The sequence below is a fragment of the Affinundibacterium flavidum genome, from assembly GCF_014284175.1.
GTDB classification, from domain to species: Bacteria; Pseudomonadota; Gammaproteobacteria; order Burkholderiales; family Burkholderiaceae_D; genus Undibacterium; species Undibacterium flavidum.
Genome location: NZ_JACOGA010000016.1, coordinates 63,562 through 90,090, shown reverse-complemented (window position 1 = coordinate 90,090; position 26,529 = coordinate 63,562). Strand labels below are relative to the sequence as shown.

Annotated in this window: 30 protein-coding genes; 14 read left to right on the top strand and 16 right to left on the bottom strand. The window is 45.7% G+C overall.

Translation table 11 applies throughout. The features are described from left to right. Nucleotides 1-47: 47 nt before the first annotated feature. Nucleotides 48-1,448, bottom strand: a complete 1,401-nt coding sequence (locus H8K55_RS16600) for a murein hydrolase activator EnvC family protein (protein WP_186943181.1) — start codon at nt 1,446-1,448, stop codon at nt 48-50. 4 nt (nt 1,449-1,452) lie between these two features. Beyond that, on the bottom strand, nt 1,453-2,199 hold the full coding sequence (gpmA, locus tag H8K55_RS16595) for a 2,3-diphosphoglycerate-dependent phosphoglycerate mutase (protein WP_186943180.1): 747 nt from the start codon (nt 2,197-2,199) through the stop codon (nt 1,453-1,455). Between the two features lie 179 nt (nt 2,200-2,378). On the opposite strand from gpmA, the gene H8K55_RS16590 reads away from it, so the two are divergent. From H8K55_RS16590 to H8K55_RS16570, 5 genes are all read left to right on the top strand, one after another. Further along, nucleotides 2,379-2,780, top strand: a complete 402-nt coding sequence (locus tag H8K55_RS16590; RefSeq protein ID WP_186943179.1) for a rhodanese-like domain-containing protein — start codon at nt 2,379-2,381, stop codon at nt 2,778-2,780. Between the two features lie 29 nt (nt 2,781-2,809). Then, nucleotides 2,810-3,073 (top strand): glutaredoxin 3, encoded by a 264-nt coding sequence (grxC, locus tag H8K55_RS16585; RefSeq protein WP_186943178.1) that lies wholly within the window; start codon nt 2,810-2,812, stop codon nt 3,071-3,073. Between the two features lie 237 nt (nt 3,074-3,310). Further along, entirely contained in the window at nt 3,311-3,802 is a 492-nt protein-coding gene (secB, locus tag H8K55_RS16580) for a protein-export chaperone SecB (RefSeq protein WP_186943177.1), read from the top strand. An 82-nt stretch (nt 3,803-3,884) separates the two neighbouring features. After that, the gene (locus H8K55_RS16575) at nt 3,885-4,337 is read left to right on the top strand and encodes an SH3 domain-containing protein (protein WP_186943176.1); all 453 of its coding nucleotides are present in this window, start codon (nt 3,885-3,887) and stop codon (nt 4,335-4,337) included. A 141-nt stretch (nt 4,338-4,478) separates the two neighbouring features. Beyond that, complete coding sequence (locus tag H8K55_RS16570) at nt 4,479-5,474, top strand: NAD(P)H-dependent glycerol-3-phosphate dehydrogenase (RefSeq protein ID WP_186943175.1); 996 nt, start codon at nt 4,479-4,481, stop codon at nt 5,472-5,474. Nucleotide 5,475: 1 nt separating this feature from the next. On the opposite strand, the gene H8K55_RS16565 is transcribed toward H8K55_RS16570, so the two are convergent. The 4 genes from H8K55_RS16565 to hslV form a co-directional block, all read right to left on the bottom strand. Further along, complete coding sequence (locus tag H8K55_RS16565; RefSeq protein ID WP_186943174.1) at nt 5,476-5,682, bottom strand: hypothetical protein; 207 nt, start codon at nt 5,680-5,682, stop codon at nt 5,476-5,478. Nucleotides 5,683-5,736: 54 nt separating this feature from the next. Continuing rightward, entirely contained in the window at nt 5,737-5,931 is a 195-nt protein-coding gene (locus H8K55_RS16560) for a hypothetical protein (RefSeq protein ID WP_186943173.1), read from the bottom strand. Between the two features lie 29 nt (nt 5,932-5,960). Beyond that, nucleotides 5,961-7,301, bottom strand: a complete 1,341-nt coding sequence (hslU, locus tag H8K55_RS16555; RefSeq protein ID WP_186943172.1) for an ATP-dependent protease ATPase subunit HslU — start codon at nt 7,299-7,301, stop codon at nt 5,961-5,963. Nucleotides 7,302-7,369: 68 nt separating this feature from the next. After that, nucleotides 7,370-7,906 (bottom strand): ATP-dependent protease subunit HslV, encoded by a 537-nt coding sequence (hslV, locus tag H8K55_RS16550; RefSeq protein WP_186943171.1) that lies wholly within the window; start codon nt 7,904-7,906, stop codon nt 7,370-7,372. A 1-nt stretch (nt 7,907) separates the two neighbouring features. Here hslV and H8K55_RS22080 point away from each other — a divergent pair, with 1 nt between their 5' ends. Further along, nucleotides 7,908-8,030: a hypothetical protein gene (locus H8K55_RS22080; RefSeq protein ID WP_268978015.1), complete on the top strand. Its 123-nt coding sequence runs from the start codon at nt 7,908-7,910 to the stop codon at nt 8,028-8,030. A 5-nt stretch (nt 8,031-8,035) separates the two neighbouring features. On the opposite strand, the gene H8K55_RS16545 is transcribed toward H8K55_RS22080, so the two are convergent. From H8K55_RS16545 to H8K55_RS16520, 6 genes are all read right to left on the bottom strand, one after another. Beyond that, on the bottom strand, nt 8,036-9,232 hold the full coding sequence (locus tag H8K55_RS16545; RefSeq protein ID WP_186943170.1) for an STAS domain-containing protein: 1,197 nt from the start codon (nt 9,230-9,232) through the stop codon (nt 8,036-8,038). A gap of 578 nt (nt 9,233-9,810) precedes the next feature. Continuing rightward, nucleotides 9,811-11,826 (bottom strand): TonB-dependent receptor, encoded by a 2,016-nt coding sequence (locus H8K55_RS16540; RefSeq protein ID WP_186943169.1) that lies wholly within the window; start codon nt 11,824-11,826, stop codon nt 9,811-9,813. 102 nt (nt 11,827-11,928) lie between these two features. Continuing rightward, nucleotides 11,929-12,249, bottom strand: a complete 321-nt coding sequence (locus H8K55_RS16535) for a hypothetical protein (RefSeq protein ID WP_186943168.1) — start codon at nt 12,247-12,249, stop codon at nt 11,929-11,931. Nucleotides 12,250-12,504: 255 nt separating this feature from the next. Further along, nucleotides 12,505-12,960: an RNA polymerase-binding protein DksA gene (dksA, locus tag H8K55_RS16530; protein ID WP_186943167.1), complete on the bottom strand. Its 456-nt coding sequence runs from the start codon at nt 12,958-12,960 to the stop codon at nt 12,505-12,507. Between the two features lie 315 nt (nt 12,961-13,275). Then, nucleotides 13,276-14,349 (bottom strand): CobW family GTP-binding protein, encoded by a 1,074-nt coding sequence (locus H8K55_RS16525; RefSeq protein ID WP_186943166.1) that lies wholly within the window; start codon nt 14,347-14,349, stop codon nt 13,276-13,278. 44 nt (nt 14,350-14,393) lie between these two features. After that, nucleotides 14,394-14,900 carry a Fur family transcriptional regulator gene (locus tag H8K55_RS16520; RefSeq protein ID WP_186943165.1) on the bottom strand — a complete coding sequence of 169 codons (507 nt, stop codon included), beginning with the start codon at nt 14,898-14,900 and terminating at the stop codon, nt 14,394-14,396. 393 nt (nt 14,901-15,293) lie between these two features. Here H8K55_RS16520 and H8K55_RS16515 point away from each other — a divergent pair, with 393 nt between their 5' ends. Together H8K55_RS16515 and H8K55_RS16510 are read left to right on the top strand one after the other, a co-directional pair. Continuing rightward, nucleotides 15,294-15,842 carry a thymidine kinase gene (locus H8K55_RS16515; RefSeq protein WP_186943164.1) on the top strand — a complete coding sequence of 183 codons (549 nt, stop codon included), beginning with the start codon at nt 15,294-15,296 and terminating at the stop codon, nt 15,840-15,842. A gap of 372 nt (nt 15,843-16,214) precedes the next feature. Continuing rightward, nucleotides 16,215-17,009 (top strand): alpha/beta fold hydrolase, encoded by a 795-nt coding sequence (locus H8K55_RS16510; RefSeq protein WP_230408670.1) that lies wholly within the window; start codon nt 16,215-16,217, stop codon nt 17,007-17,009. A 69-nt stretch (nt 17,010-17,078) separates the two neighbouring features. On the opposite strand, the gene H8K55_RS16505 is transcribed toward H8K55_RS16510, so the two are convergent. From H8K55_RS16505 to H8K55_RS16495, 3 genes are all read right to left on the bottom strand, one after another. Next, entirely contained in the window at nt 17,079-17,426 is a 348-nt protein-coding gene (locus tag H8K55_RS16505; protein ID WP_186943162.1) for a GFA family protein, read from the bottom strand. Nucleotides 17,427-17,524: 98 nt separating this feature from the next. Then, the gene (locus H8K55_RS16500; RefSeq protein WP_186943161.1) at nt 17,525-17,965 is read right to left on the bottom strand and encodes an SRPBCC family protein; all 441 of its coding nucleotides are present in this window, start codon (nt 17,963-17,965) and stop codon (nt 17,525-17,527) included. Further along, the gene (locus H8K55_RS16495; protein WP_186943160.1) at nt 17,962-18,342 is read right to left on the bottom strand and encodes an ArsR/SmtB family transcription factor; all 381 of its coding nucleotides are present in this window, start codon (nt 18,340-18,342) and stop codon (nt 17,962-17,964) included. Before H8K55_RS16495 ends, H8K55_RS16500 begins: the two co-directional genes overlap by 4 nt. A gap of 288 nt (nt 18,343-18,630) precedes the next feature. On the opposite strand from H8K55_RS16495, the gene H8K55_RS16490 reads away from it, so the two are divergent. The 3 genes from H8K55_RS16490 to H8K55_RS16480 all read left to right on the top strand — a co-directional run bounded on the left by H8K55_RS16490 (nt 18,631) and on the right by H8K55_RS16480 (nt 22,345). Continuing rightward, nucleotides 18,631-20,829 carry an OsmC domain/YcaO domain-containing protein gene (locus tag H8K55_RS16490; RefSeq protein WP_186943159.1) on the top strand — a complete coding sequence of 733 codons (2,199 nt, stop codon included), beginning with the start codon at nt 18,631-18,633 and terminating at the stop codon, nt 20,827-20,829. 113 nt (nt 20,830-20,942) lie between these two features. Then, the gene (locus tag H8K55_RS16485) at nt 20,943-21,677 is read left to right on the top strand and encodes an RCC1 domain-containing protein (RefSeq protein ID WP_186943158.1); all 735 of its coding nucleotides are present in this window, start codon (nt 20,943-20,945) and stop codon (nt 21,675-21,677) included. A gap of 41 nt (nt 21,678-21,718) precedes the next feature. Then, complete coding sequence (locus H8K55_RS16480; protein ID WP_186943157.1) at nt 21,719-22,345, top strand: hypothetical protein; 627 nt, start codon at nt 21,719-21,721, stop codon at nt 22,343-22,345. Nucleotides 22,346-22,359: 14 nt separating this feature from the next. On the opposite strand, the gene H8K55_RS16475 is transcribed toward H8K55_RS16480, so the two are convergent. Beyond that, nucleotides 22,360-23,760: an SH3 domain-containing protein gene (locus H8K55_RS16475; RefSeq protein WP_186943156.1), complete on the bottom strand. Its 1,401-nt coding sequence runs from the start codon at nt 23,758-23,760 to the stop codon at nt 22,360-22,362. Nucleotides 23,761-24,007: 247 nt separating this feature from the next. Between H8K55_RS16475 and H8K55_RS16470 the strand changes: the two genes are divergently transcribed. The 3 genes from H8K55_RS16470 to H8K55_RS16460 all read left to right on the top strand — a co-directional run bounded on the left by H8K55_RS16470 (nt 24,008) and on the right by H8K55_RS16460 (nt 26,261). Next, nucleotides 24,008-24,643 carry a Crp/Fnr family transcriptional regulator gene (locus tag H8K55_RS16470; protein ID WP_186943155.1) on the top strand — a complete coding sequence of 212 codons (636 nt, stop codon included), beginning with the start codon at nt 24,008-24,010 and terminating at the stop codon, nt 24,641-24,643. Nucleotides 24,644-24,998: 355 nt separating this feature from the next. Further along, complete coding sequence (locus tag H8K55_RS16465) at nt 24,999-25,745, top strand: hypothetical protein (protein ID WP_186943154.1); 747 nt, start codon at nt 24,999-25,001, stop codon at nt 25,743-25,745. A 30-nt stretch (nt 25,746-25,775) separates the two neighbouring features. Beyond that, nucleotides 25,776-26,261: a hypothetical protein gene (locus tag H8K55_RS16460; RefSeq protein WP_186943153.1), complete on the top strand. Its 486-nt coding sequence runs from the start codon at nt 25,776-25,778 to the stop codon at nt 26,259-26,261. Nucleotides 26,262-26,529: the final 268 nt, after the last annotated feature.

Below are 26,529 nucleotides of genomic sequence, written 5' to 3'. Positions count from 1 at the left end.
ACCAAAATTAACTGCACAAAAATTTAACATGCAAACACATCAATTGCTTATTTACGCACCCAACTCATAGGATCAAACACTTGACCTTTATAACGCATTTCAAAGTATAGACCCGTTTCTTCGTTCCCGCCGCTGTTGCCCGCATTCGCAATCGTATCGCCGGCCTTCACAATATCACCCGCATGCTTTAAGACCGCTTGCGTATTGCTATAAAGGCTTAAATATTGGCCACCGTGATCAAGAATGATCATATTCCCAAAGCCGCGCAACCATTCTGCAAATACGACCTTTCCAGCAGCAATCGCTTTGACTTCTGCGCCTTCACCGGCTTTGATAAATAAGCCTTTCCAGCTAGGGCCATCACCACGCTTAGTACCAAAACGCGCGATCAATTCACCTTTGACTGGCAAGCGTAACTGTCCCTTCAAACGATTAAATTCTTGACCGTCAAACATGCCCGGCACTGGCGTTTGCTCTACGCTCATGCCCTTGCTTTCTTTGGTCTCTTCTACGTCTTTCACTGGCTTACCAGTATTTTTGCCTTGCGTCGCGACCTGGTTTTTTTCACGCAAGGCTTTTTCTTGCGCCAATTTTTCTTTACGTTGTTTATCTAATAGTGCCAAGCGCGCCTGTTCCGCTTTGACTTGCTCTTCCATTAATTTATTCAAGCGTGTGACTAAATTGCTCAAACGCTGTTCATCTTTTTGCAAATTTTCAGCTTCTTTTTTCTGCGTATGCAACTTAGTCGCGAGTTGCGATAACAAAGCCGCGTGTCGTTTTTTTTCTTTTTCTAAACCTTGTTTATGAGCGCGCTCTTCTTGCGCAATTTCATCTAACTCGTCTTTAGTTTCTTGTGCGGCTTGCTTATTTTTTTCTATTTCATCGAGGCTAGTGCGCAAAGCCGTGATCATCTTGGCTTGCGTTTGCGACACATAACTCATGTAATGCATTTCGCGGTTGATGCGATTGGGATTGTCTCCAGATAGCAGCAATTTAATCCGGTCACTATCACCATGCATATATTGGCGACGCAAAAAATCAGATAATTGTTTTTTTTGCTGCTCAACCTGAGCCGTCAAACGCGCTTGCTCGGCTATCAGCTGATTCAATTTTTCATTGGCCTGTTGCTGCTCAATTTGCAAATCGCGAATCGAACGATTTGCTTCAGAAATTGCTTGCTCAGAATCTTCCAATGCATCGCTGGCTTTTTCTTTTGCAGACTCAGTTTTGCTAATGTCTTTTTTCAGTGCTTTGAGTTTTTGTTGCAACTCAACACGACTGGCTTCAGCCCGTTTCTTTTCTTTGGCGCGATTACTTTGGGCTTGCGCGAGATGACTGAACAAGCTAAATGCACACAGCAAGCAAACCGCTTTTACCTGATGCGATAAAGTCGGTTTGCCGGTTGAGCTCACTTGCGACAAAAGAGAATTCAAAGGAGCAAATAACATTGCCTTACTTCGACTTGCCTTGGCTTGCAACGGCGGCTAAAGCAGCTGCAATTGCATCTTGGTCACCGAGGTAGTAGCTCTTGATCGGCTTCAAATCCGCATCTAATTCATACACCAAAGGCTGACCATTTGGAATATTCAGATTCACGATATCGTCATCGCTGATACCATCGAGCATTTTGATCAAAGCGCGCAGACTATTGCCATGAGCAGAAACGATGATGCGTTTACCAGAACGGATGGCTGGTGCGATAGAGTCATCCCAAGCGGGCACAACACGTGCAACGGTATCTTTCAAACATTCTGTTAAAGGAATCTGTTCACGCTTTAAACCAGCGTAACGTGGATCGTTGAAAGAGGTACGCTCATCATCTTCCGCCAAAGGATTCGGCGGTGTGTCATAGCTACGGCGCCACACTAATACCTGCTCATCGCCATATTTAGCGGCTGTTTCAGCCTTATTCAAACCTTGCAAGGCACCGTAGTGGCGTTCATTCAAACGCCAATCATGTTCTACTGGCAACCACATCAAATCCATCTCATCTAGCGTGCCCCACAAGGTACGAATCGCGCGCTTTAATACCGAGGTGTAGGCTAAATCAAAAGTAAAACCTGCTTCTTTCAGCAATTGTCCCGCTTGACGCGCTTCGGCAACGCCTTTTTCAGTCAGATCGACATCGGTCCAGCCAGTAAAACGATTATCGAGATTCCAAGTGGATTCGCCATGGCGCATCAATACAATTTTATACATGATATTTGTTTATTTACGGTGATTGGAGAAGAACAGAAAGGAAGGTACTGCGGTTCTAAAACTAGACTTGATCTGGATTAAATTCAGATTTAAGACAATTTAAAACTAATTTCCCCATCTATTTTATAATGAGGCGCTTGTCTTTAACCACTTATAACCATTCTTAACACGGGAAAACTGTGAATTTCATTAGCGACAATCTGTTTTTGCTATCCATTGCCATCATTTCTGGCGGTGCCTTATTACTCCCTAGCCTGCAAAGACGCGGCGCACGAGTCTCGCAATTGCAAGCGACACAATATATGAATCAAGGCAAGACTTTGGTGCTTGACGTCCGTAGCGCCGAAGAATTCGCCACTGGTCATTTGCCAAATGCCAAAAATATTCCGTTAAAAGAACTGGAATCAAGAATTAAAGAAATCGAAAAATCCAAAAGCAATGTAGTGATTACTGTTTGCGCCAGCGGCGTACGCTCTAGCAGTGCAGTCGCCGTATTGAACAAAGCCGGATTTGAGCAGGCATTTAGTTTAGATGGTGGCGTTGCGGCTTGGCAGTCACAAGGCTTGCCTACAGTTAAGTAAAATTGAGTAAGATTTAGCAAGGAGTTGTCATGGTTGCCCATGTAGTAATGTATAGCACAGCAGTTTGTCCGTATTGCGTGATGGCTGAGCGCCTGTTGAAATCCAAAGGTGTAGCAGACATTGAAAAAGTCAGAGTTGATCTTGATCCTGCGGTGCGTGAAGCGATGATGCAAAAAACCGGACGTCGTACTGTTCCTCAAATTTACATAGGGGAAACACATGTGGGTGGTTTTGATGATTTATCGGCATTAGATCGTGCTGGCAAGCTCGATTCTCTATTAAATCCAACATAAAACGCAGTGCACAAGCGGCTTTGATTGCGGTTTTTCAATTCCGCTTGCTACAATAGAAGGCTGATTCTGTTTCGTCGCCTTAGTTTGTCAGCATAATTTATTTGTAAGAATTATTTGTGTGAACAATTTGCGGCACTGATAGAACAAAGCAGAATAGGACTTGAATATCCGCTATTCGTCCTTATGTAAGCAGCTAGTTGTTCCTGATTAATTTATAGAATTTTAAGAAAGTCTCACATGTCCGACCAAAATTTGCAGCCAATTTTCCAAATTCAACGCGTCTATCTGAAAGATTTATCGCTCGAACAACCAAACTCTCCAGCGATTTTCTTGGAACAAGAAGCTCCAAGTATCGAAGTGACATTAGACGTAGCTGCTGAGCCATTGGCTGAAGGCATCGTTGAGTCCACAGTAACAGTGACAGTAACAGCAAAAGTTAAAGACAAAGTTGCTTTCTTGGTTGAAGCTAAACAAGCTGGTATTTTCGAAGCACGCAATATTCCACAAGAACAAATGGATCCATTGTTAGGCATCGGTTGCCCAAATATCATCTATCCGTACCTGCGTTCTAACGTAGCGGATGCGATTTCCCGCGCTGGTTTCCCACCGATTCATTTGACAGAAATCAACTTCGAAGCGTTCTACCAACAACGTATGGCTAACATGGCTGAACAAGCTAAGTTGGCAGCAGAAGCTGCTACTGCAGACGCAGCAGCAACTACGCACTAATAGCATTACCAACCCATTATCCTGCACAAGGATAATGGGGTTTTCTTTTTAGATCTTTCTCCCAAGATTACAGGATTTGGTAATGCGTCTTATCTCCAAGCTTTCTACACTAGTTTTATTGGGATTAAGCTCAGTCTCAAGTCTTTCCCACGCTTTAGATTTTCGCTCCGTCGGCGCTGCGCCTGTCATCATGTACGACGCCCCCTCTGTACGTGGAATCAAGCTCTATGTGGCTCCAGCAGGTATGCCTGTCGAAATTATTTTGACCTCCGGCGCTTGGTGCCGCGTGCGTGACATGAATGGTGATTTAAGCTGGATAGAAGCCAAAGATCTCATCACGCGACGCAACTTAATCGTGAAAGTTGGCACTGCCAGAATTCGCTCCTCCGCTGAAGAATCAGCATCTATGGTATTTAGCGCCGATAAACACGTGCTGCTGGAAATGGCTGAACCCGCGATTGGCTCTTGGGTTAAAGTCAGACATCGTGATGGTCAAACTGGATATGTCCGCACCAGTGAGGTGTGGGGTTTGTAAGCAAATTGCCTCGCCTCGCGAAAATTGCTCTCAGTTGCTCTGAGTTGTTCTCTATCGCTTTTCTTCACGCTTAATTGGCGACTGCTGTGCTAAGCACTTATTTGCTAAATATTTATTTGCTAAATACCTAACAGGTTCATCATGAAAATTACTGTACTCGGCGCTGGTGCTTGGGGCACAGCTTTAGCCATCTCGCTGGCAGGCAAAAATCAAGTCGTCCTATGGGGGCGCAATCAAGCGGCGATGACCAATGCCCAGAATACACGTGAAAACCAACACTACTTACCTGGCTTCTCCTTACCCGATAACTTACTGGCAACCACTGATTTCGACTTAGCAATGCGCCATGCGCTCGATGATGGTTTATTGATTATTGCCAGTTCAGTCTCTGGCTTACGTCCACTTCTTCAGCAAGCCAAAGTCTATCCATTGCGCCAAGTTGTATGGTTGTGCAAAGGCTTTGAAGAGTCCACGCGTTTGTTGCCACATCAAGTGGTAAAACAAGAGCTAGGTGAGCAAGTACTCGCTGGTGCCTTATCTGGCCCCTCGTTTGCGCAAGAAGTCGCGCAAGGCCTGCCCTGTGCACTTACTATCGCCTCACAATCGCCTGAGCTTTGTCAATTGGTAGTAGATGCGGCACATAGTGCCAGTTTGCGGATTTATTCCAGCGATGATGTAATCGGGGTCGAAGTCGGTGGTGCGGTCAAAAACATACTGGCAATTGCCACCGGTGTCGCGGATGGCTTAGGCTTAGGTCTGAATGCACGCGCAGCCTTAATGACTCGCGGTCTGGCAGAAATCAGCCGGCTTTGTACCGCACTAGGTGGAAAACTGGAAACCTTAATGGGGCTCACAGGCGTTGGTGATTTGATTTTAACCTGCACTGGAAATTTGTCGCGTAACCGCAGAGTAGGTCTGGCGCTCGCCGAAGGTAAATCTTTAGATACGATCATCCAAGAATTAGGACATGTAGCGGAAGGTGTGCGCTGCGCTCAAGCTGTACGCGCTCTGGCGCATGAACTGAAAGTGGAAATGCCAATTACCGATGCGGTTGCTGGTGTGCTATTTGACAATGTGACGACCTCCGACATGATAGAGCGCTTACTGTCGCGCAATGCCAAGGTTGAATCAATTTGAATCAATATAAGGGATAGTCGTTACCGATCACCCGAGAGATTACCATTTCGGGTACATTTTTCTCACGCAGAAAAGCAATCGCTTTTAGACCACCAAAAGATTCTGCATAGGTCATCCCGAGATCAACCAACATCCGTGTCAAAAGGTCACGACGCCGCAAGGGTTTTCTGAACTTATTCAAACATTTACGTTTTCTACAGCCTGGCATGTCAGACTCCGGTCTTTGAAATAGCATTGCGGTTGGGCAATATCTGAACGAAGTTTAATCCCCTTCGCCTTCAATTGCCAATTTTTTTAATGCTTGTTTCTGTGCTTGTCGCAAAGCTGCACTGTTTTTCTGATGGCTGCCAGCACCACCACGCTTAGCTAGTGCAGCAACAGGGTTACGCGGTTTCACTTGCGCAGGGTCAAGACGAAACACGAGTTTTTGTCGCGTGCCTAAAGTCTTATTCGCCACCCTGCTCTCCCATCTTCAATAATTCTGCACTACAAAACGTAACGCGATAAGTCTTCATTGACCGATAAAGCTTGCAAACGTTGCTCCACATAAGCTGCATCGATCACGACCGTTTTACCACTGTTTTGATGGGCATCAAACGAGATTTCTTCCAACAGTTTTTCCATCACCGTGTACAGACGACGGGCACCGATGTTTTCTGTGGTTTCATTCACGGAATAGGCGATCCCTGCGAGGCGCTGTACACCTTCTGGCAGAAACTCTATCTTAACGCCTTCGGTTGCCAGCAAGGCTTCGTATTGACGCGTTAAGCAGGCGTCAGTACTAGTTAAGATACATTCAAAATCTGCAATTGATAGCGATTCTAATTCCACCCGAATCGGAAAGCGGCCTTGCAGCTCGGGAATCAAATCTGATGGCTTAGCAAAATGAAATGCCCCTGACGCGATGAACAAAATATGATCGGTTTTGATCATACCAAACTTGGTGTTGACAGTTGTACCTTCTACCAACGGTAATAAATCGCGTTGCACGCCAGCGCGTGATACTTCAGCACCGCCAGCTTCAGAACGGGAAGCAATCTTATCGATTTCATCTAAAAAAACGATGCCGTTTTGCTCGACGTTTTTAATCGCATCTTGCTTGAGCTCGTCGTCATTGATCAGTTTGGCCGCTTCCTCGTCTATCATCAACTTCAGAGCATCTTTGATTTTCAGACGACGGGATTTCTTACGGCCACTACCAACACCAGAAAACATCGCCTTAATCTGATCCGTCATTTCTTCCATGCCTGGCGGTGCCATGATTTCCATCTGTGGCGCGGCTTCAGCCACATCAATCTCAATTTCTTTATCGTCCAGACCACCTTCGCGCAGACGTTTTCTGAAAGTCTGACGCGTCGCATTATCGGCACTTGAACTATCGGTATTCGCTTCCTGACCTATGCCAAAATCACGTGCTGGTGGCAATAAGACATCTAAGATTCTATCTTCCGCCGCATCTTCGGCACGGGCACGCACTTTGCGCATGGCGGATTCGCGCGTTTGCTTAATACCAATATCAACCAAATCACGAATGATGGTATCCACATCACGCCCGACATAGCCGACTTCGGTAAACTTAGTCGCTTCTATTTTGATAAACGGCGCATCAGCTAGCTTCGCCAGGCGACGTGCAATCTCGGTCTTACCAACACCAGTTGGCCCTATCATCAAAATATTTTTGGGAGTAATCTCGTGACGTAAAGGCTCCGCCACTTGCTGACGACGCCAGCGATTGCGCAAAGCAATCGCCACTGCGCGCTTAGCTTTATCTTGACCGACGACATGTTTATCTAATTCGGAAACAATTTCCTGAGGAGTCATATTCATTTTTTCATCTCTTTAGCGAAACTAACAGTGGCCGCGCATTCATCTGCGCAGGCTTAGCACTATTTAGCTTATTCCAAGGTTTCGATCGTATGGGACAGATTCGTGTAGATACAGAGTTCGCCAGCAATCGTGAGCGATTTTTTTACAATATCTACAGGCGACAAGTCCGTATTTTGATAAAGTGCAATGGCGGCCGATTGCGCAAAAGTACCGCCGGAACCAATCGCACCGATGCCGTCATTCGGTTCTAATACATCGCCGTTTCCGGTAATGACCAAGGTAGTATCTTTATCCGCCACCAATAGCATCGCTTCTAAGCGGCGTAGCATACGATCCGTACGCCAGTCTTTTGCAAGCTCCACCGACGCACGCATTAAATGCCCCTGATGCTTTTCTAACTTAGACTCAAAGCGCTCTATCAAGGTAAAGGCATCCGCTGTGCCACCTGCAAATCCTGCCAACACCTTATTGTGATACAGCTTACGCACTTTACGTGCCGTACCCTTCATGACGATATTGCCTAAAGTGACTTGACCATCACCACCCAATGCCACCACATTACCTCTGCGTACAGTCAGAATCGTGGTGCCGTGAAATTGTTCCATAATGTCCTCATTGAATTTCCGCCTATACAAAAGCATAGGCGATAGCGGCTATCAGCGTAAGGCAGACGCGCTCAGAAAAAGAAAATGGGGTGTATTTCGCCAATTGCAAGACTGGCGTCGTTAAGCGATTTAAGATTGCTTGCGCGGAAAGATAGCGGCAACATTTTTTAAGCCCATGGCATTAAATAAATGCATCACCAAATAATTCACTTCATGAAATTGTACTGACTTGCCTTTAGTGCCTGAAATCGGCACCAAACCATTCAATAGCTGCGCCGAAGCGCCAAATTCAACTCGCTCCAGTTGTGAGCAATCGAGTATGACCAGATCGTGGTTTTTAGCATGTGCGGCAATTTGTTTGACCAGTGCTTCCGTACTTCCTTCTATCGTTTTCGGCATCATAAAACGATCAGAATTCTCGTCGGCAGGAATAGCTTCGGCAACGGCGGTTGTCACCTTACTGGTCGGCGCTTCGAAGGCTGGCGGCGACACTTCGAAGGTCACACAATAGTCGATACTGGCCTCTTCAAATACTTCTTTCAACTGCAGTAATTGCAAGACTTCTAGTAGCAATAACCACGGCGCTTCAGTTTCATCGCGTCGCCCAACTTCGAGTATTGAGCGTATTTGTTCGGTGAGATTTTGTGCCGCAACCAACACCAAATCATGTTTGGTTTTTTTCAAATTACGCATGGCGCGCAAGAGCAAACCACAACCGACCGGGTCGACCGTTTTCACACGACCAAAATCCAATTTTAAGACTTTACTGCTATCACTGAGATTATTCAGTTTTTGCAGTAACTTAATGATTTCACCATCGAGCTTAGAAGGAAAGACCAGACCTGGAATCGCACTTTCGTCTTTGCTTTCAGGAGCATCAATATTCGTTTCTGAATTATGCCAAACTGGTGGAGAAGTTTCGTATTTGCCGGCGTAGTCTAAGGACAGGCTTTCAAATGCGTATTGATTCTTTTCAATCTGGTAGAGATCAAATAACATGAACCAAGCGAGAGTTGCCGCATTGCCTAAATTATCCAGATCTATCGCACTACGCAACATGTGCTCGGCAACCTTGACCTGGCCAGTAGCAAAAAGAATGGCAGCTTCTTCCAGCAAAGGTACAGATTCCGTCTGCGCCATGGTTGCGGGATTTAACTCGGTATGGCCCAGCAATAACTCAGTGGTCGGTAAATTTAATGCCACCGTACTTTGGAAGTCAGTGGCGATAAAATCGCTATGAAATTGATTCGGGCCGGTGCGGGTCAAGGGGCCGTCAGTGTTCATTTTCGACGATAGGGACTTTGGTCGTCCCATATCGCGGGACATTTCAAATTCTATCGCATCAATCTTTCTTTCAGTCGCGCGCGCAATATGCTTTTTCTCGGTCAAAGAATGTGTCAAAGCCTCGTCATCTTGGACTTGTCCAATGACGGTGTTTTGTTTCTTGACTCGAGTTTTCTTGGAAACCGGCTTTTCAGAGCTACTAGGCTCTTCTCGATCTGGTTTCTTTCCGAAAAGCTTAAAAATCCCCACGGCAACCTAACTTTAGTTTTGAAAATGTCAAACAATAATCAACTGCTTCAATATATTTGAATTTAGATTTTCATCTGTATTCTAAGTATAGACGGAAATCTGATAATTTTGCTCATAAAAGACAGGAATCATTTCCGCGCGTAGTGGAAAATTTTAGCATTAGTACTTGATAGCAACTAGTCGCCATCAAGTATTTTTTGGTTCTTCGGCGAAAATTCTCTCAATTGTGTCTAAATCGATTCCATTTAATCAATTAAATATTCATTTGAGCATCCCAGATCAGTTTAGCAAAGATCATGGGTAACAAATCTATTTCACAATATTTTGCGTTTATCCACTTAATACAGATTAAAGATCCATCGCAAATTGACTTAAAAATTCGCTCTGACACCACAAATAAAACCACGCATCGGTTGCGGTACGGTTTCCTTTAGCACGGAAGTCGCTAAACGAATATCTTGATTGAGCAAATTTTTGATTTGAGCAAACCAAGTCAATTGCGCATTCATGTACGGATGCGTATAAGTGATATTGACGTCTACTTTAGTGAAAGATGGCGTGACAAAAGTTTCTGAGCTGGCCAATCGATCTTGTTTTTGGGCATGCAATACACTCACCGCATTACGCCACGCTCCGCTGCGGTAACCGAGATCGAGACCGATACGGTTCGCGGCTTGCAAAGGTAGATTGCCGCGCTGCTTTAAAGTGCCATGTGAAGTATCTGCAAAAGCGCGGATAGAGATTCCTTCGCCAATTTGATTATAAGCAATCTCAGCTTCGCCACCACGTATGGTCGCCGCAGCTTGTTTCCAATAGCGTTGAGTAAATTCGCCGGTGACATCGTGCTCACCCTCTTCATTCACACGCAATCCATCAATTTCACCAAACACATAATTGTCGACTTGATTAATGAAGCCATTCACCTTCCAACGTACTAGGCCTACGGTTTTTTGCATGCTCAATTCCAGATTGCGTGATTTTTCACTCTGCAAATGCTGGTTACCAATATCAAAAGTCAAGGTCGATTCATGCGGCCCCTTCGAATACAATTCTTCCGTGGTGGGCGCACGCTCGGCGGTCGACAAACTAGTCACGATAGCGTAACCATCGATCACAGGAATTAAACCGCCGACCGAAAATGAATGCAGATTAAAACTACGTTCTGGTAAATTGAAAGAGGCTTTTGGTTGTCGCTGTACATTTTCTATCCGTGCGCCAGCACTCAAAGCCACGCTACCAAAAGTCTTTTGTTCTACCAAAAATACGGCATTCGATACGCTACGCGTCACCGGCACAGTATCTGCTCGACCAGTCGCAGCAGCTAAGGCAGAAAAATTAGAGTTCTCAGTTTGCACGCCGATATTGCCTTCCCATCCTTGCCAATTGCTATGGGATAAACCAGTGCGAGTTTCCAGGGTGCGATTTTTAAAGTTGGTCGCAGGCGTGCCGTCGCGCAATTTTTCTACGTGCTGATAATCCGTAGAGCCCAATTTGAAAGTTAGCGCATCAAAAGCTAAGAAAGGGCGCTGGACGGCAGCATCCAAATCAAAGCGAGTTTGATCTAAATCGATGAAAGACATTTCTTCGGTCGGGATACCATAACGGTCCGCCATACTTTGCACCGAAGCACCAATGTGTCCCCATGATTGAATCAGACTAGCACCAAAACCCAGGCTATGTTCATGTGTAAAACTATTCGGCAAGCGCCCTTTGATGTCACCATCACCATGGACATTCGCATTGCCAGGAATTTTGTAATCCCCTGTGTTGCGACTATTTCCGTCTAAATGCAGGGCGATGTCATTTAACGAACCATCAAGGAAGAATGAACCGCCTTTTTCTGCATTTACTCCTGCGTATTTAACTTCAAATTCACCATTAAGTTGTTTGCTCAAGGTCAACGGAATCCGTCCATCCACCACATTCACCAAGCCACCAATTGCGCCACTGCCATATAACAAAGCCGCCGGGCCACGCAAAATTTCGATTTGTTGAGAACTCGCCGTTTCACTGGCCACCGCATGATCATTCGACAAGCCAGAAACGTCGGCCACCGTCATACCGTTTTGCAGAATCTTTACGCGCGGACCTTCCAGCCCACGGATGATAGGACGAGATGCACCAGCACCAAAACCAGAGGCGCTAACGCCAAGTTCACTACCCAAAGTCTCTCCCAAAGAGCTGCCAATTTTGGAGCGCAATTCAGATCCGGACAAAATTTTTGTCGGACTAAGAATTTGCATACTTTCTTCTTTTCCCAAGGGGTTCGCGGAAACCGTTACGGTCGAGGTGGAAGACTGGGCAGGTGTCACGGATTGAGCAGATGCAACACATGGCGCAAATGCGGCGCAAATAGCCGCGGCTAAAATAGTAGGTTGTAAAGACATGATTCATTCCTGAAAAACACATAGCAAAGAGCATCGCGATAGCGACGTAGATTAATGCAATGGCAGTGACCCGAGATGAGCTTCAGTGGACTGCGGTGTTTTTCAGAATGGTGGGGCGCGACTTAAAAAATAGACGCTGAGAGAAGCAAACCAAGGAAGAATACTAACTTGAACCGACGGCAAATCAGTAAATACGGCGGGAACTTCTAAGGCGATGCTATGTTGTAAACCGTCTGCAATGCTGGCGGCGTCAAACAAAATACAAGAATGTATGCTCGATTCATTCGCATTGCTGAGTTTTTGTATGCCGAGGTAATTTTCACCATCGGAAGCCAAGGTCATCACTTCACCAGAAATCGTGGTGATATGCGACATCCTATGTGCGAATCCCAGCCATTGCGCCGACAATAGAACAACCAGCATAGTCCATAACAGAACTATGGCTTTGAGGCGCCTATTGTTAAACGACAAATTTGACATGCTGATGGGATACCTTTTTGAATACCTTTTTGAGCACTCTTAACAATGATTCACACGGCATATGTAATGTGCATTTGATAAAAACCAAGATCTTGCCATTACTCTGACCACGCAAATGCAACAAAGTTGCAGGCTATCATCATAAAAAATGCGCAGAGAAGTCTGCGCATTTTTCTACGACGATGGCCGAAAACCTGATTAGTCTCCGTACAGCTTTTGCTTTAGTTCACGACGCTGCTGTGCTTCTAAAGACAAAGTTGCCGTTGGACGCGCCATTAAACGCGGCACGCCAATAGGCTCACCAGTTTCCTCGCACCAACCGTAATCACCCGCATCAATCGCGGCAATCGATTGCTGCACTTTGCGCAATAACTTACGTTCACGATCACGGGTGCGCAATTCTAAAGAATGTTCTTCTTCAATGGTCGCGCGATCTGCTGGATCTGGAACCAAGACGGTTTCACGCAAATGCTCAGTCGTTTCGTCGGCATTCTTCAACAAATCTTTTTCAAGTTGTTGCAGACGGGCTTTGAAAAACGCCAATTGTGCGTCATTCATATAGTCCTTCTCACCCATCTTCAAAATTTCTTCTTCGGTGAGGAGAGCTGCAGGTGCACTAGCTGGTGCAGTTGATTTAGATGATTTAGTTGCCACTTCGCTTACTTTCGATACAACAGGTTAATATACGCAAGTGCGGTTGAACACTCTTCTTATTGAAATGCCATTCCCACACTTCCCCTCAAGGACAAGTATATAGCGCGCTTGTTCCGCATACAAATCTATTCAACTGAGACAGTTGGTCAAAACTTTGGACTTGCGCAAAATTGCGCTGACTAGAGCCTGCCCTCGAATGCTTAAATCGGGGGCACGGAGCCGATGACAGTACAATTGTACGGCAAGGCGAACGCAACGACGCCAGCGTCTGTTTTGCGTAAGTCCTAACCTGTTTCAATTCAATAGGGCGCTAGTTTATACCAAACATTGCTCTAAACCTTGAATAAAAATCTCTTTCGGTAAATTTTTACCAATAAAGACCATTTTGCTTTCTTTGATTTCATTTTCAGCCCATTTTCCTCCTATGTCAGTGCCCATAATCTGGTGCACTCCCTGGAAAATGACTTTGCGGTCGGCGTGTTCCATATACAACACTCCCTTATAACGGAGCATGCGCGGACCATAAACTTGTACCAATCCACCTAGAAAATAATCTAATTTTTCGGTATTGAATGGCTTTGTCGTTTTATACACAAATGCAGCAATATCATCGCTGTGATGGGCATGATGATGATCTACATGCTCATGATGCTCATGATGTGCATGATGTTCATGACTACAATGCTCATCACAATCTCCATGCTCATGGTCGTGCACATGTGCCTGCTCTTCCGCCGCCAGAAAATCAGGATCAAGTTCTAATTTAGCATTCAGATTAAAACCTTTCAGATCCAAAACTTCTGCAATCGCGACTTTGCCAAAATCTACCGCAGCGATGGATGCGCGTGGATTAATCTTAATCAGGCGCTGTTTCAATGCTGCGATTTCTTCTGCACTGACTAGGTCGGCTTTCGACAATAAAATTTTGTCGGCAAATCCCACCTGACGCTGTGCTTCTTCGTGTTCATCAAGTTGCGTCATCGCATGTTTGGCATCGACCACCGTCACCACGGCATCGAGCATGTAATGCAAGCCGACTTCTTCATCTACAAAAAAAGTCTGTGCCACCGGGCCAGGATTCGCTAAGCCAGTAGTTTCAATAATCACCCGGTCAAAATGAAATTCGCCCGCTAGTTTTTTTTGCATCAGCGTATTTAAGGCAATGATCAAATCGCCGCGTACCGTGCAACAAATGCAGCCATTATTCATTTCTATGATCTGTTCATTGCTGTCTTGAACCAAGATCTCGTTATCGATATTTTCCTGACCGAATTCGTTTTCGATCACAGCGATTTTATAGCCGTGCTGCTCTTGCAAAATACGATTCAATAAAGTGGTTTTGCCTGCGCCAAGAAAGCCAGTCAAAATCGTGGTGGGAATTAATGCCATGATGAAATCAGTCGTGAAAAGTAAATAGAAATTTTGTAGAAGTGCTACTGACAACGTTCACACCAGCCTTTAATCGTGACTTCGATCGCATGGCTCTGAAAACCTTTAGCAGCAGTCGCATCCAATGTGGCTTGTAACTGATCACGCAAGGTATGCCCGGCGTCCGGTTGTTCTAAGCAAAAAACCTTGGCACAACGCGTACATTGAAAATGTCCATGCTGATGTTGAGCGATCTTATCCACACTACTTGCAAGCTGCGCAGGTTCATGCCCGGTACTAAATCGAAATACACGGTCGTCCCCGGTGATCTTATGCGCCAGCCCCGCATCAGCCAAACAATCGAGCGCTCTATACAAAGTCACTCTATCCATGGCGGGCAAAGCATCTTGCATTTCAGTGTGTGACAAAGCTCTTTGCTGTGCCAGCAATACACTCAATACCTCTTTGCGCGCCTGCGTCACCCGCACTTGTGCTTGCCTGAGTTTGGCCTCAGCCAACACTAACATGGTCGCGGATACCATCGGCGACGAAGACGAAATCGGGATGTTCATTAGGCAAAAAATGGGGAATACCAAGATCTCTATTATGCCTTGATTGCAATTGAGTTGCAAAAACTAAGTCCCCGTGGAATTCTTCTACCCGCGGACCTTACTTCGAGAGCGCGAAGCCCCCGTATAATACGTCCGGCAAAAACATCAGCAGATAAATGACAACTTTGCATAGCATTCAGATTGAGCAAGTCATCGATGATTAGTTTAGAGACCTCTGCACAACCGTCGCGAGCGGTCGAAGTTTGAATCAAAAAGCGCACCTGTGCTAGAGCACAGCGACGCATTTGCAAATAGCAGATTCAAAATTCGGCCGCGCAGTACGCAGTAGGTTGGGCAGAGGTCTCGTTTAGTTAATAGTCAGTAATAGCACGAATACAAGACAGGAATACAGAATTGGCAAAGTTATATTTTCGATATTCGGCGATGAACGCCGGTAAATCTACGGCACTACTGCAAGTCGCTCATAACTACGAAGAACAAGGACAAAGCGTTTGCTTATACACCGCTGCCATCGACAATCGCTATGGCACAGGCAAAATCACATCGCGCCTTGGTCCGCAACGCGGAGCCGCAACTTTTGATGCAGGCTTTGATTTTTTCACCGATGCTCCCACCGTCAATTGCATTCTGGTCGATGAAGCCCAGTTTTTATCGCCTGAGCAAGTCAAGCAATTGCACCGACTCGCACACGTCAGGGGCATACCGGTGATTTGCTACGGCTTGCGCAGCGATTTTCTGGGTGAGCCTTTCCGCGGCTCGGGCTATCTGATGACACTGGCCGACACCATAGAAGAACTAAAAAACATCTGCACCTGCGGCAAGAAAGCCACGATGAATATTCGCGTCGATGCCCAAGGCAAACGCATGACCGCTGGCGAACAAATTGATATCGGTGGGAATGAACGCTATCAGCACGTTTGTGGACGGTGTTTTTATCAGTAAAAGTAGCCAAAAAGCCTGGAATAGACAATAAGGGCACACCCCGTGTACTGCGGTCTAAACACCGGGCATTTCTCAGTGACTAGCAGAACGTGGGAGACGTAGACAGGTCTTCAATGTGCCTACGCACTAGTTGACTTATTTTTTCCCACCAAACCCTCCAAACGCACATTTCAATCGCAGAAATGTGCGCTTCATCGGATACAGACGATGCCAATAGATAATGAAATGTTAAGGTGATATTTCATTAACTCTAAATCAGCCGCAGCCAACTATGTGCGTCAAAACTTCTCCATGAAAATATCATCTTTTAGATTCACAAAAAAACGGATATTCCAACTACTGTTGGTGAGCGCTATAGGGGTAGCAATATCGATGACCGCGTGTCAAACGACTCCAAGCTTAGCAGGCTCGGTCACCGAAACTTTTCAAGGGCGTCAGGTCGAGGCTTTTACACAGGTACGACCAAATTCCAAAGCCGTCGTCGTTTTTGAAAATGGCGCGAAAGAGACCATCAACAAATGGGACAAGGTGCTCAGTGAAGTCAGCCAAGATAGCACGGTATTTGCCTATAATCGCCCCGGCTATGGGAAAAGTGATAAAACCAATTCACCGCGTGATGGTCAGACAATTGTCGCTGAGTTACATCAGATGCTGCAGCACCGTAATCTCAAACCGCCCTACATCTTAGTGGGTCATTCTATGGGCGGTTTATACATGCAATTGTTCGCAAAAACCTATCCCGATGAAGTACAAGGAATCGTTATGGTAGATGCCTTGTATCCCAAAATTATCAAAAAACCGGAAGACTTTCCTTGGCTAACTCGGGTAGGAAAAAGTCTCTTCTTGAACAGCACACTGCAAAGTGAGATCGATCAAATTCATACGACGGGTGAACAAGTGCTCGCTCTACCCAGCATCGATAGCAAACCCATGATACGCCTGATCAATGTACCCAAATCAGCGACTGCGATTGCGGTTGATTTTGGGGTAGTCAATGATGACCCGCAAACGATTAGTTTCGCCCGCAACTTATATCCAAATGCAAAACTGGTCATCGCGGATTCTGACCATGCTATACAGACCGCCAATCCAGAACTAGTCGTAGCAGCAATTCGCGAAATGCAAAAAGTTACGCCAACAATTGCGCCGCCACATCGTAGCGAATAAAAAATGCTACCTAGGGTGGAAACACAAAATTTTCCATCCTAGTTGAGTACCCGCAATTACGCGAATTTATTAACGTTCACGTCCATTAAATTCTTGCACCGTCAAACTGGATAAATCCAGATCGTCGATACAACGCACATTTATCGCGGCCATCTGTTGTCCATCGGGAGCAGCTGCTTCACCATAAGGATGAATGCCACAAGTTGGACAGAAATGATGTTGTATCACATGCTTATTGAAGGTGTAGGTGCGCATCGCCTCCACTGGTGTCAACAAAGTCATGGCTTGGGTGGGAACGAACCACATCAATGCACCTTTACGTTGGCACAGTGAACAATTACACGACATGACATTCGTCAAATCGCCTTCTACCTCGAAGGCTATTTGTCCACAGTGGCAGCTTCCTTGATATTTCATTATAGGTTTCCTATCCGTATCGTTGATTAAGCTCTGATTCGCTCTGATTCGCTCTGATTCGCTCTGATTCGCTTTGACTAGCTCTGATTAAGCATGAATTAAGTATTGATCTTCTGAGCCAGAGACTCAAGAATTTCTGTCCATCCACCTATATGCCCGTTGCGAGCCGCCTCTGGCAAACGTTCGTGCGTCACAACCACTTCAGTGGCGTCGCCCTCTGCATAAAAATCCACAGTGACGAGTGAATCATGGTTCCCTGCATGAGGTGAATTCCACGTAAATACAAGCTGACGTGGTGCATCAATAATCTGATAAACGCCAGTATGCGGAACCGGTCCAGATGCCACATGCATGATAATCTCAAATGCACCGCCGACGCACGCGTCAACTTTGATATCCGAAAGTTGTGTACTACTCGAACAAGGGCGCATCCATTGTGCTAAAAATTCCGGATTAAGCCAAGCCTCAAATACTTGCTGCGCTGGAGCTGCGATCTTGCGTTTGACGGTGATACTGGGAACATTGGCCGTGGCAGTCATGTTTTGTTTCCTTTCTTAGCGCGAATCTGCTGTTGGGTGAAGAAACTATCGAGAGACGCCAGCCTGTCTTGCCAGAACTGGCGGTAATAATCAATCCATTCCGCTGCACTTGTCATCGCCTCCGCATTAAGCGACAGCACATGATCTCGCCCTTGCACAGTTCGACGCACAAGCTCTGCACGTTCCAGAATTTTGATGTGCTTAGAAACCGCATTAAGCGACATCGGAAAATCGCCAGCAATTTCCGTCACCCGCGCATCAGACAAAGCCAGTCGCGCCAAAATAGCTCGCCGCGTTGGGTCTGCCATGGCAGTGAAAGAAGCGTCAAGCCAAGCATCGTCTTGCGAATTAAGGGATGTCGTTTTATATTCAACCATAAAGTTGAATGTAAAAGATAGCTAGAGCAAAGTCAAGCACATTAAAAGTCATTGGGTAGTCATTAAGTAGTCATTGAGCAATCTTAAACAATCATTAAGCAATGCATTAAGTAACATTAAGCATTTATTGCGCAGGCTGAGAACGACTTGACAGCCCATCGTGCCAAGCTGCCACACAGATAATCAAATGCATCCAAAGACGAATTTGAGCGGTCAAGGGAGTAATCTAGGATAATGGCGGCTAATTCACTGTTAACGCTATTTTGGCCGTCTTTTTGGAACACTCTCATGGAAATTAAAGTCAACTTTCTCGATAAGCTTCGCCTCGAAGCCAAATTCGATGATTTCACGGTGATCGCTGATCAGCCTATACGTTATAAAGGCGATGGTTCTGCACCGGGGCCGTTTGATTATTTCTTGGCATCTTCGGCTTTATGCGCGGCTTACTTTGTGAAGTTGTACTGCAATACGCGCAATATCCCCACCGAGAATATTCGTCTTTCGCAAAACAATATCGTTGACCCGGAAAACCGTTACGCACAAATTTTTAAAATCCAAGTTGAATTACCCGCCGATATTTCAGCCAAAGACCGCGAAGGTATTTTGCGTTCTATCGATCGCTGCACCGTCAAAAAAGTCGTGCAGGCAGGGCCTGAATTTATCATCGAAGAAGTCGACAATCTCGATGCAGATGCGCAAGCCTTGCTGACCTTAAATCCAGATGCGGATGCCGCGACTTATATCCTTGGCAAAGATTTGCCCTTAGAACAAACCATTGCGAATATGTCGGGCTTGTTAGCGGGTCTTGGCATCAAAATTGAAATCGCCTCGTGGCGTAATATCATCCCGAATGTGTGGTCGCTACATATTCGCGATGCGCATTCTCCTATGTGTTTTACCAATGGCAAAGGCGCAACCAAAGAAAGCGCTTTAGCCTCCGCCTTGGGCGAGTATATTGAACGCCTCAGCAACAACCACTTTTACGCTGGTTCATTTTGGGGTGAAGACATCGCCAATGCCGAGTTCGTGCATTATCCGAACGAGAAGTGGTTTAAGGCGGGAAAAAAAGATGCGCTGCCTAAAGAAATTCTGGATGAATACTGCCTGGAGATTTACAACCCCGACAATGAGTTACGTGGCTCGCATCTGATCGACACCAATTCAGGGAATACCGAACGCGGTATTTGTTCATTACCCTTCGTGCGGCAATCTGATAATGAAGTCGTGTACTTCCCATCCAATTTAGTCGAAAACCTATTCGCCAGCAATGGCATGAGTGCCGGCAATACGCTGGTCGAAGCGCAGGTGCAATGTCTGTCAGAGATTTTTGAGCGTGCCGTCAAACGTGAAATTCTCGAAGGCGAAATCGCTCTGCCAGATGTACCGCCAGACGTGTTGGCGAAATATCCTGGCATTTTGGCAGGCATACAAGGCTTGGAAGAGCAAGGTTTCCCAGTGCTAGTGAAAGACGCCTCACTCGGTGGGCAATACCCAGTGATGTGCGTGACCTTAATGAACCCACGTACAGGCGGCGTATTTGCCTCATTTGGTGCGCATCCTAGTTTAGAAGTCGCCTTGGAACGCAGCTTGACTGAGCTATTGCAAGGTCGCAGTTTTGAAGGTCTCAACGATTTGCCACAACCGACTTTTGTCAGCAATGCCGTCACCGAGCCGAACAATTTTGTTGAACATTTTATTGATTCCAGCGGTGTAGTGTCGTGGCGCTTTTTCAGCTCAAAGTCTGATTACGAATTTGTGGAATGGGATTTCTCAGGACAAGGCGCAAATTCAAACGCCGACGAAGCTGCCACACTATTTGGTATCCTCACCGAGATGGGCAAAGAAGTGTACCAAGCGGTCTACGACCAACTCGGCGCGACCGCTTGCCGCATCTTGGTGCCGGGCTATTCTGAAGTGTATCCAGTTGAAGATCTGGTCTGGGATAACACCAACAAAGCCTTGCTGTTCCGCACTGACATTTTAAATTTGCACCGGCTCGACGATGACGCGCTAGAAGCCTTGCTAGACCGTTTGGAAAATAACGAACTAGACGATTACAGTGACATCGCCACCTTGATCGGCATAGAATTTGACGAGAACACCGTGTGGGGACAGCTCACTGTACTCGAATTGAAGCTGCTCATCCATCTGGCTTTAGAACAACTTGAAGACGCGCAAGATCTGGTGCAAGCCTTCCTCCAATACAACGACAACAGCGTCGAGCGCGGCTTATTTTATCAAGCATTAAACGTCGTCCTCGAAGTCACGCTTGATGAGGACTTGGGATTAGAAAATTACGAAACCAATTTCCGTCGCATGTTTGGCAATGAGCGTATGGATGCAGTGCTGGGATCGGTCGATGGTAGTGTTCGCTTTTACGGATTGACACCAACTAGTACAAAACTCGAAGGCTTGGATAGACATCAGCGTTTGATTGATAGTTATAAAAAATTGCATGTGGCGCGCGGGAAAGCACTCGTCAAGTAAGTCAAAAATGTATCGAAGCGCAATCGACTAATTTACAGTGCGGATTGCGCCCGTCCTACACAGGCATCAAAGCACTAAGCCATAAAAGAACTTCAGCGAATGTAAGCCTCACTATGCGCAAAATCACTGTTATCCTTGTTTTCTTTTGCATCATTGACGTCATCGTTCTACAGCAAAAAAGTCGTACCAGAACGAAAATAGTCACTGCAGTAAGCGCAAGTTCAATCCCTGAAGTGCCTGCCTTTGTTGCTACGCACAGGCCTGGGTTACTCAGCGTTGCAAACGACCATATCGTATTTTTGAGTGAAGAAGATAAGGTATATGGCTGGGGAAATAATAGTGAGCGACAACTTGGTGCGGACTACCATGGCGATCTGCCAGGTGCGATTCCTTTAGGCAATCCAGATCACGTGCTAGCAGTTCATACGGGTAGTACTGCCTCCTATCTCATTACCGAAGATGCGCAATTGTGGCGACGTGGTTTTGCCGATGTTGAAAATCATCTCACAACAAAATTTGGCGAATATCTGCCAATCTTTAATGGCAAGCGTTGGCGCAAGGTGGAAGAACACTGGGGACTAGTCACCGGTATCGATAGTAACGGGCAACTATGGGCATGGCGAGACGCTGATTTCTTTAACGGCAATTTGGATGCGCAAGGTAAACGCGAAGCTTTCGCGGTTGAACTAAAGGCGATGAGTGTCGCCCGTGATTGGCTTGACTTTTGTGTCGGCGAAGGTTTGCTGAAGGGGAAGCGATGGACACGGGCAATTATCCGATGGCAAAATCGTCGAAGTTATGCTGCTGCCGACCATGATCAACGGACCGAAAAATGGCAAGATCAGTAAGTAAGAAAAATACAAAGGCTTATTCTTGAATGGCGAATGAAATGAATGATCCTTCAGTTGACATAAAAATTGCAGTGAAAAATGCCGCGATGTCGATGCCGAACATCTTGCTGCCTTTGAGCATGAGTCTCGGTGCGGCAGTCATTTTTATGTTGTGCTCATTTGCGTTTTATTGGCCAAGTCCTGAGATCGCTTTTCGTACAGATGATTCTCCAGTTGCGTGGTTATCTAGCGCACAGCTTTGGGCGATGGCGATACTACTGCTACGCTTATGGCAAGAAAAAGCGTTGCCACGCTTGATGTGCATCTGGCTCTGTCTTGCGATGCTGGGTATGGCATTTGATGAGCAGTTTATGCTGCACGAGCATTGGAAATACCATTGCGTGGAATGGATGGCTGCATGTTCCTATAATTGGATGAAAGAATTACCCATGCTTTTGGTCGGCCTCGGTGGCGGTGTCACTGGATTGATATTACATCGCTACTTCAAACATAAGAATCAACGGCGATTGTTATGGAGCGCAATTGCCGTGGGCATTTTTGCCTTATATTTGCGTTTCATGCAGCAACCAGCAGACTTGCTGCCATATAAAGCAGCATTATTGGTATTGGCGGAAGCATTGTTTATGGGCTTACTATTTAGCTTACCGCATCAGCAAAAAAATTGATTCACCTAGAATAATTAAGTGCATTCACCATAGGAATCCCGTTCAAATGGATGCCAGACGCCGTTAATATTTATAAATATTTGTCGCAAAGTGAGCAATGGCGACGGACCCGAAATTTCCGGTTCTCCCCACATATCCCATTGCACAAAATCGGCGATGCCATCGCCATCTAAATCAACTTCATACACCACCACTTTTTTGATACCTCTTTGCTCTTCACCCTCTTTGAGCGAACGTGCTGGAGCTAGATAGGCACGCGAATTAATTTTGGCAGTTCTAAACGATAAGGGAGTAGCCGATTGAAACCACAGTAGCGCGTCTTTGACTTTAGGATAACCGGAAAGTAATTCCTTCCCATTTCTTTGATTTCGCAAACCTTCTTCGCAGCTTGCAGATGGACCAAACGGTTCTTCATCTATGCCTGGCAACCAACGGTAGACCGCGACTAAACCAGTGCGCCCGATCACATGTTCGTATACTGGTTTGTCCAGAGTTAAGGTGTAGCTTCCGATATCCCACGCACCTGTGTAACGATAGGTATCGTAGTCCAAAGCCCAGCGCGGTGATCCAGTCACGGAACCGCGCTCGACAATGCCAAATTTCGCGCTAATTTCTTCAATTTGAGTGTTGCCTGGCAACACTTTCTGAACATCCTTGAAGTAAGATACTTTTATCTTAGGCAGGCTCAATTTTGGAATTTCAGGTACCAGACAGTCATGGGCATAGATATAGCTGTAGGGATATTTTTCTGCATCGGGTGCACTCCAATCGTTCGAACTCCTTGTGAATTCATCTTTACTTGATCCAACCTGCCTGCGCTTAGCTTCTTGCATTTGTTCACAGCTAAACAAGGGAGCAAACGCGACTACTGGTGCAATAACGCCTTTGTTCATCATTTCTTTCATTGCTTCAAACTCAGGCACTGAATAACGTATCAACTTTGGAGGACGTTGTGGCTCTGGGCGATCTTGTACTGAACCATTTTCCAAGTTGAGCTGTTCTGGTTTGAGTAAATTCTCTTGAAAATATTTGCCGGCGTTAAAGAGCCCGCGCATTGATGGAGCAATCCAAAATGCGCGAGTAGGTGAATAATTTTTCGCTTTTTCTGGAGAGGAGTTCTCCGTGGCGACATCGGCAAATACCAAGACCTGATCTGCAAGAAATTTGCAGGGAATATAGCCATGTCCAGAAATCCCCCAACTAATTTCACAACTTTTGTCCTTTTGCGCAATCAAAAAGACCGGTGTATTTGTACTTAAATGGTCAATCACCTTTGCATTCATATCAGCGCTTTGCCGAATGTTTACCCAAGAACCCTGCACCCACATCTTCTTGGCATCTGCATGCGCTTGCGGCATACATGCTGCGGTAACAAGGAATGCGCATAACTGTTTGTGGAAACGATTAGATTTCATCAAAATAGCTCTAAAAAAAATGAAAGAGAAAGTTACGTGACTATACGTAACGCTATAAAAAACACAAGCTCTGTCTCCCTTTATTGAAACTTTTTCATTCGACTCGCTTTGCTGGTGGCAAAGGAAAAACTGCAGTGAGGAACTCAACAATCGACCAGGACTATCAGAATTCTATCTACTATTACTCGATGCAAAATTCGCTTATGATGGCAACTCGCAACTCCCAAATTTTTAACTCCACATCTTAATGACATCCTTCACCATTACCGGATTGACGACAGAAGGCGTCGATGAATTATTAGCGATTGCGACCATGCGCAAGTTTTCTCGCAACGCTATCATCGTCAGTGAAGGCGACGATTCAGACAGTGTTTATTTCATCGTCTCTGGCAGCGTTAAAGTTTTTTTATCCGATGAAGATGGCAACGAAGTCATCGTAGCGAACATCAAGGCAAATGACTACTTCGGCGAAATGGCCTTGGAGGAAGGCTATCGATCTGCTTCTGTCATGGCCGTGGAACCAGTTTCTTTAGCGATCGTCAGCATTGAAGATTTCAAAAATTTTCTTAGAACACATCCTGATTTTGTTTTCTCGCTGCTGTCCAAACTGATTCGGCGGACACGGGTGGTCACCAAAAATTTCAAGGGCATGGCACTGCTTGATGTGTATGGCAGACTTGCCGAATTATTGACAGAGCTTGCCGAACCTATCGACCAGCGTATGGTGATTCTCAATCCACTCACGCAACAAGAGATGGCGAATAGAATTGGATGTTCGCGAGAAATGGTGAGTAAAATTCTCAAGGACTTAAGCGTCGGTGGCTACCTAACATGTTCGCGACGTCAGATTGAAATCAAGCGACGTCTTCCAGCTTCTTGGTGACTCATACTCTGCAATCCACTATTGCTAAAACTGCGCTCAATATAGTGTTAGCAAGCCTCTTCCACTTTGTCTTCACGACATAATCGGTTTTTCAATATGCCTCTAGTCGGATAGGAAAAGCTGCGTTCAAAAATTACTCTTTTTTGCGAAAAAAACCATTTTGGTAATTTTTCACATATTTTTAGCGGAATGCCTCACAGAAACATTTTTAGGATTTTCGTACTATCTCTCTACGCGCTGTGAAACAAAAGCGCATTACTCAAATACTAGGTTAAAACATTGCGACAGCCACTGAGTAATTATCGAATAGCACTTACGTAAAAATCTTTTTAATCGTTTTTAGGAGCAACAAATAATGACGTCTATTTTCAAAAAACACATCGCATTTTCAGCACTCGCCCTGTCCGCTTTCTGCATCGGTACTGCTCAAGCAGAAAACTACCTCACGCATGCCAACTTCGCGGAGAAATTAATCAGCTTTGTGCAGCCGACAAATAATGTCTATGACAGTAACCCGACCATCGTGACTTGGGCAGGTATCAATGGCGCAGCCATCTATCAAAACCGTTCAACCTGTTCTCCTTTCGTCACCCGTGTCATCAAGACAGCTTATGACATTAGCGATACGACCTACAAGAACTGGTTTGATTCCACCAGCCCAAGTTCATCGCAATATCACGCCGCCATCGTGGCACAAAACCATTTTCAACGCGTCATGACAGTCGAAGGAATTCAACGTGGTGATCTGCTTTCCATCAACTATTTGCCCTGCGCGAATAAAGATACCACTGGCCATATGATGATAGCGATGTCTGGCGCAATCAAAAGAACGGTAGATACTGCACCGATTATTGCAGGCACAGAACAATACGACATTTCTATTGCTGACTCATCGAGTTCCTCTCACCAAGCAACTGACGCTAATGGAAAAATCTACAAGGATACGCGCGGCGAAGGAAGTGGCGCGGGCATGGGAACCCTACGTTTATACAAGGATAAGCAGACGGGTCAAATTGCTGGTTATACATGGACAGTATCATCCGCATCAGTTTTCTATAGCATCAATAGTTGCCGTGTAATTGCGGTTGGCCGTTTGCAATAAATCTTTAAATAATTAGCGAGGAAGTCGAAAATGAACGCCACATTTCATAAGAGCCTGGTATGGGTCATTGCATGTCTTACCGTATGTGCATTCAGCGCCTGTACTGTCGATACAAATAATTTGCCGGAACAAGTTCACTTGATCGAAGCTACGGCGAGTTCTACACCGGCCAGTTCAGCGTCTTCTTCGCGTTCAAATCAAGCTGCCCATCACAACAACCAAGGTTTAAGCGGATTTGTGCAAGTATGGTCTAGCACAAACCCCTCAACAAAAATGGGTGATGAAGGGCAGCAAATCAGCACTCAAACAAAGAATGCGGCTATCTACGCAAGCCAAGAATATGCACAATTGCGCGTCATTATGAATACCAACAACTATGAACGCGCAAAACAAATCGCATCAACACAGGCTTTGAAAACTCTTGTTGAACAAGAATATCGAATGCATCTGGAAATGCTCAACACAGAACAAATCACCGCTAAAGCTGATCAAGTCAGTGGAGCGAGAGAGCTATAATTTGCGCCGCGGCACTCAGCAGATCTCATCAAAGCTGAAGCCTAAATCAGCGCATCTCCATACAACATACGACGCATACACGCCATTTCTGAATTTACATGTTGAGCACTGTCAAGTTTGACATGTAAAACCTGACGAATAGCGATAATTTCTCGACCGAGTCGAACCTGCAGCTTTTCCACCAAATACCCATCCCAGTCGTATACCTGTCTTCGCCGTGCGCAAACTCATTGGCCTTCACGTCCGTCTCTTCTCTTGGCACGATGCT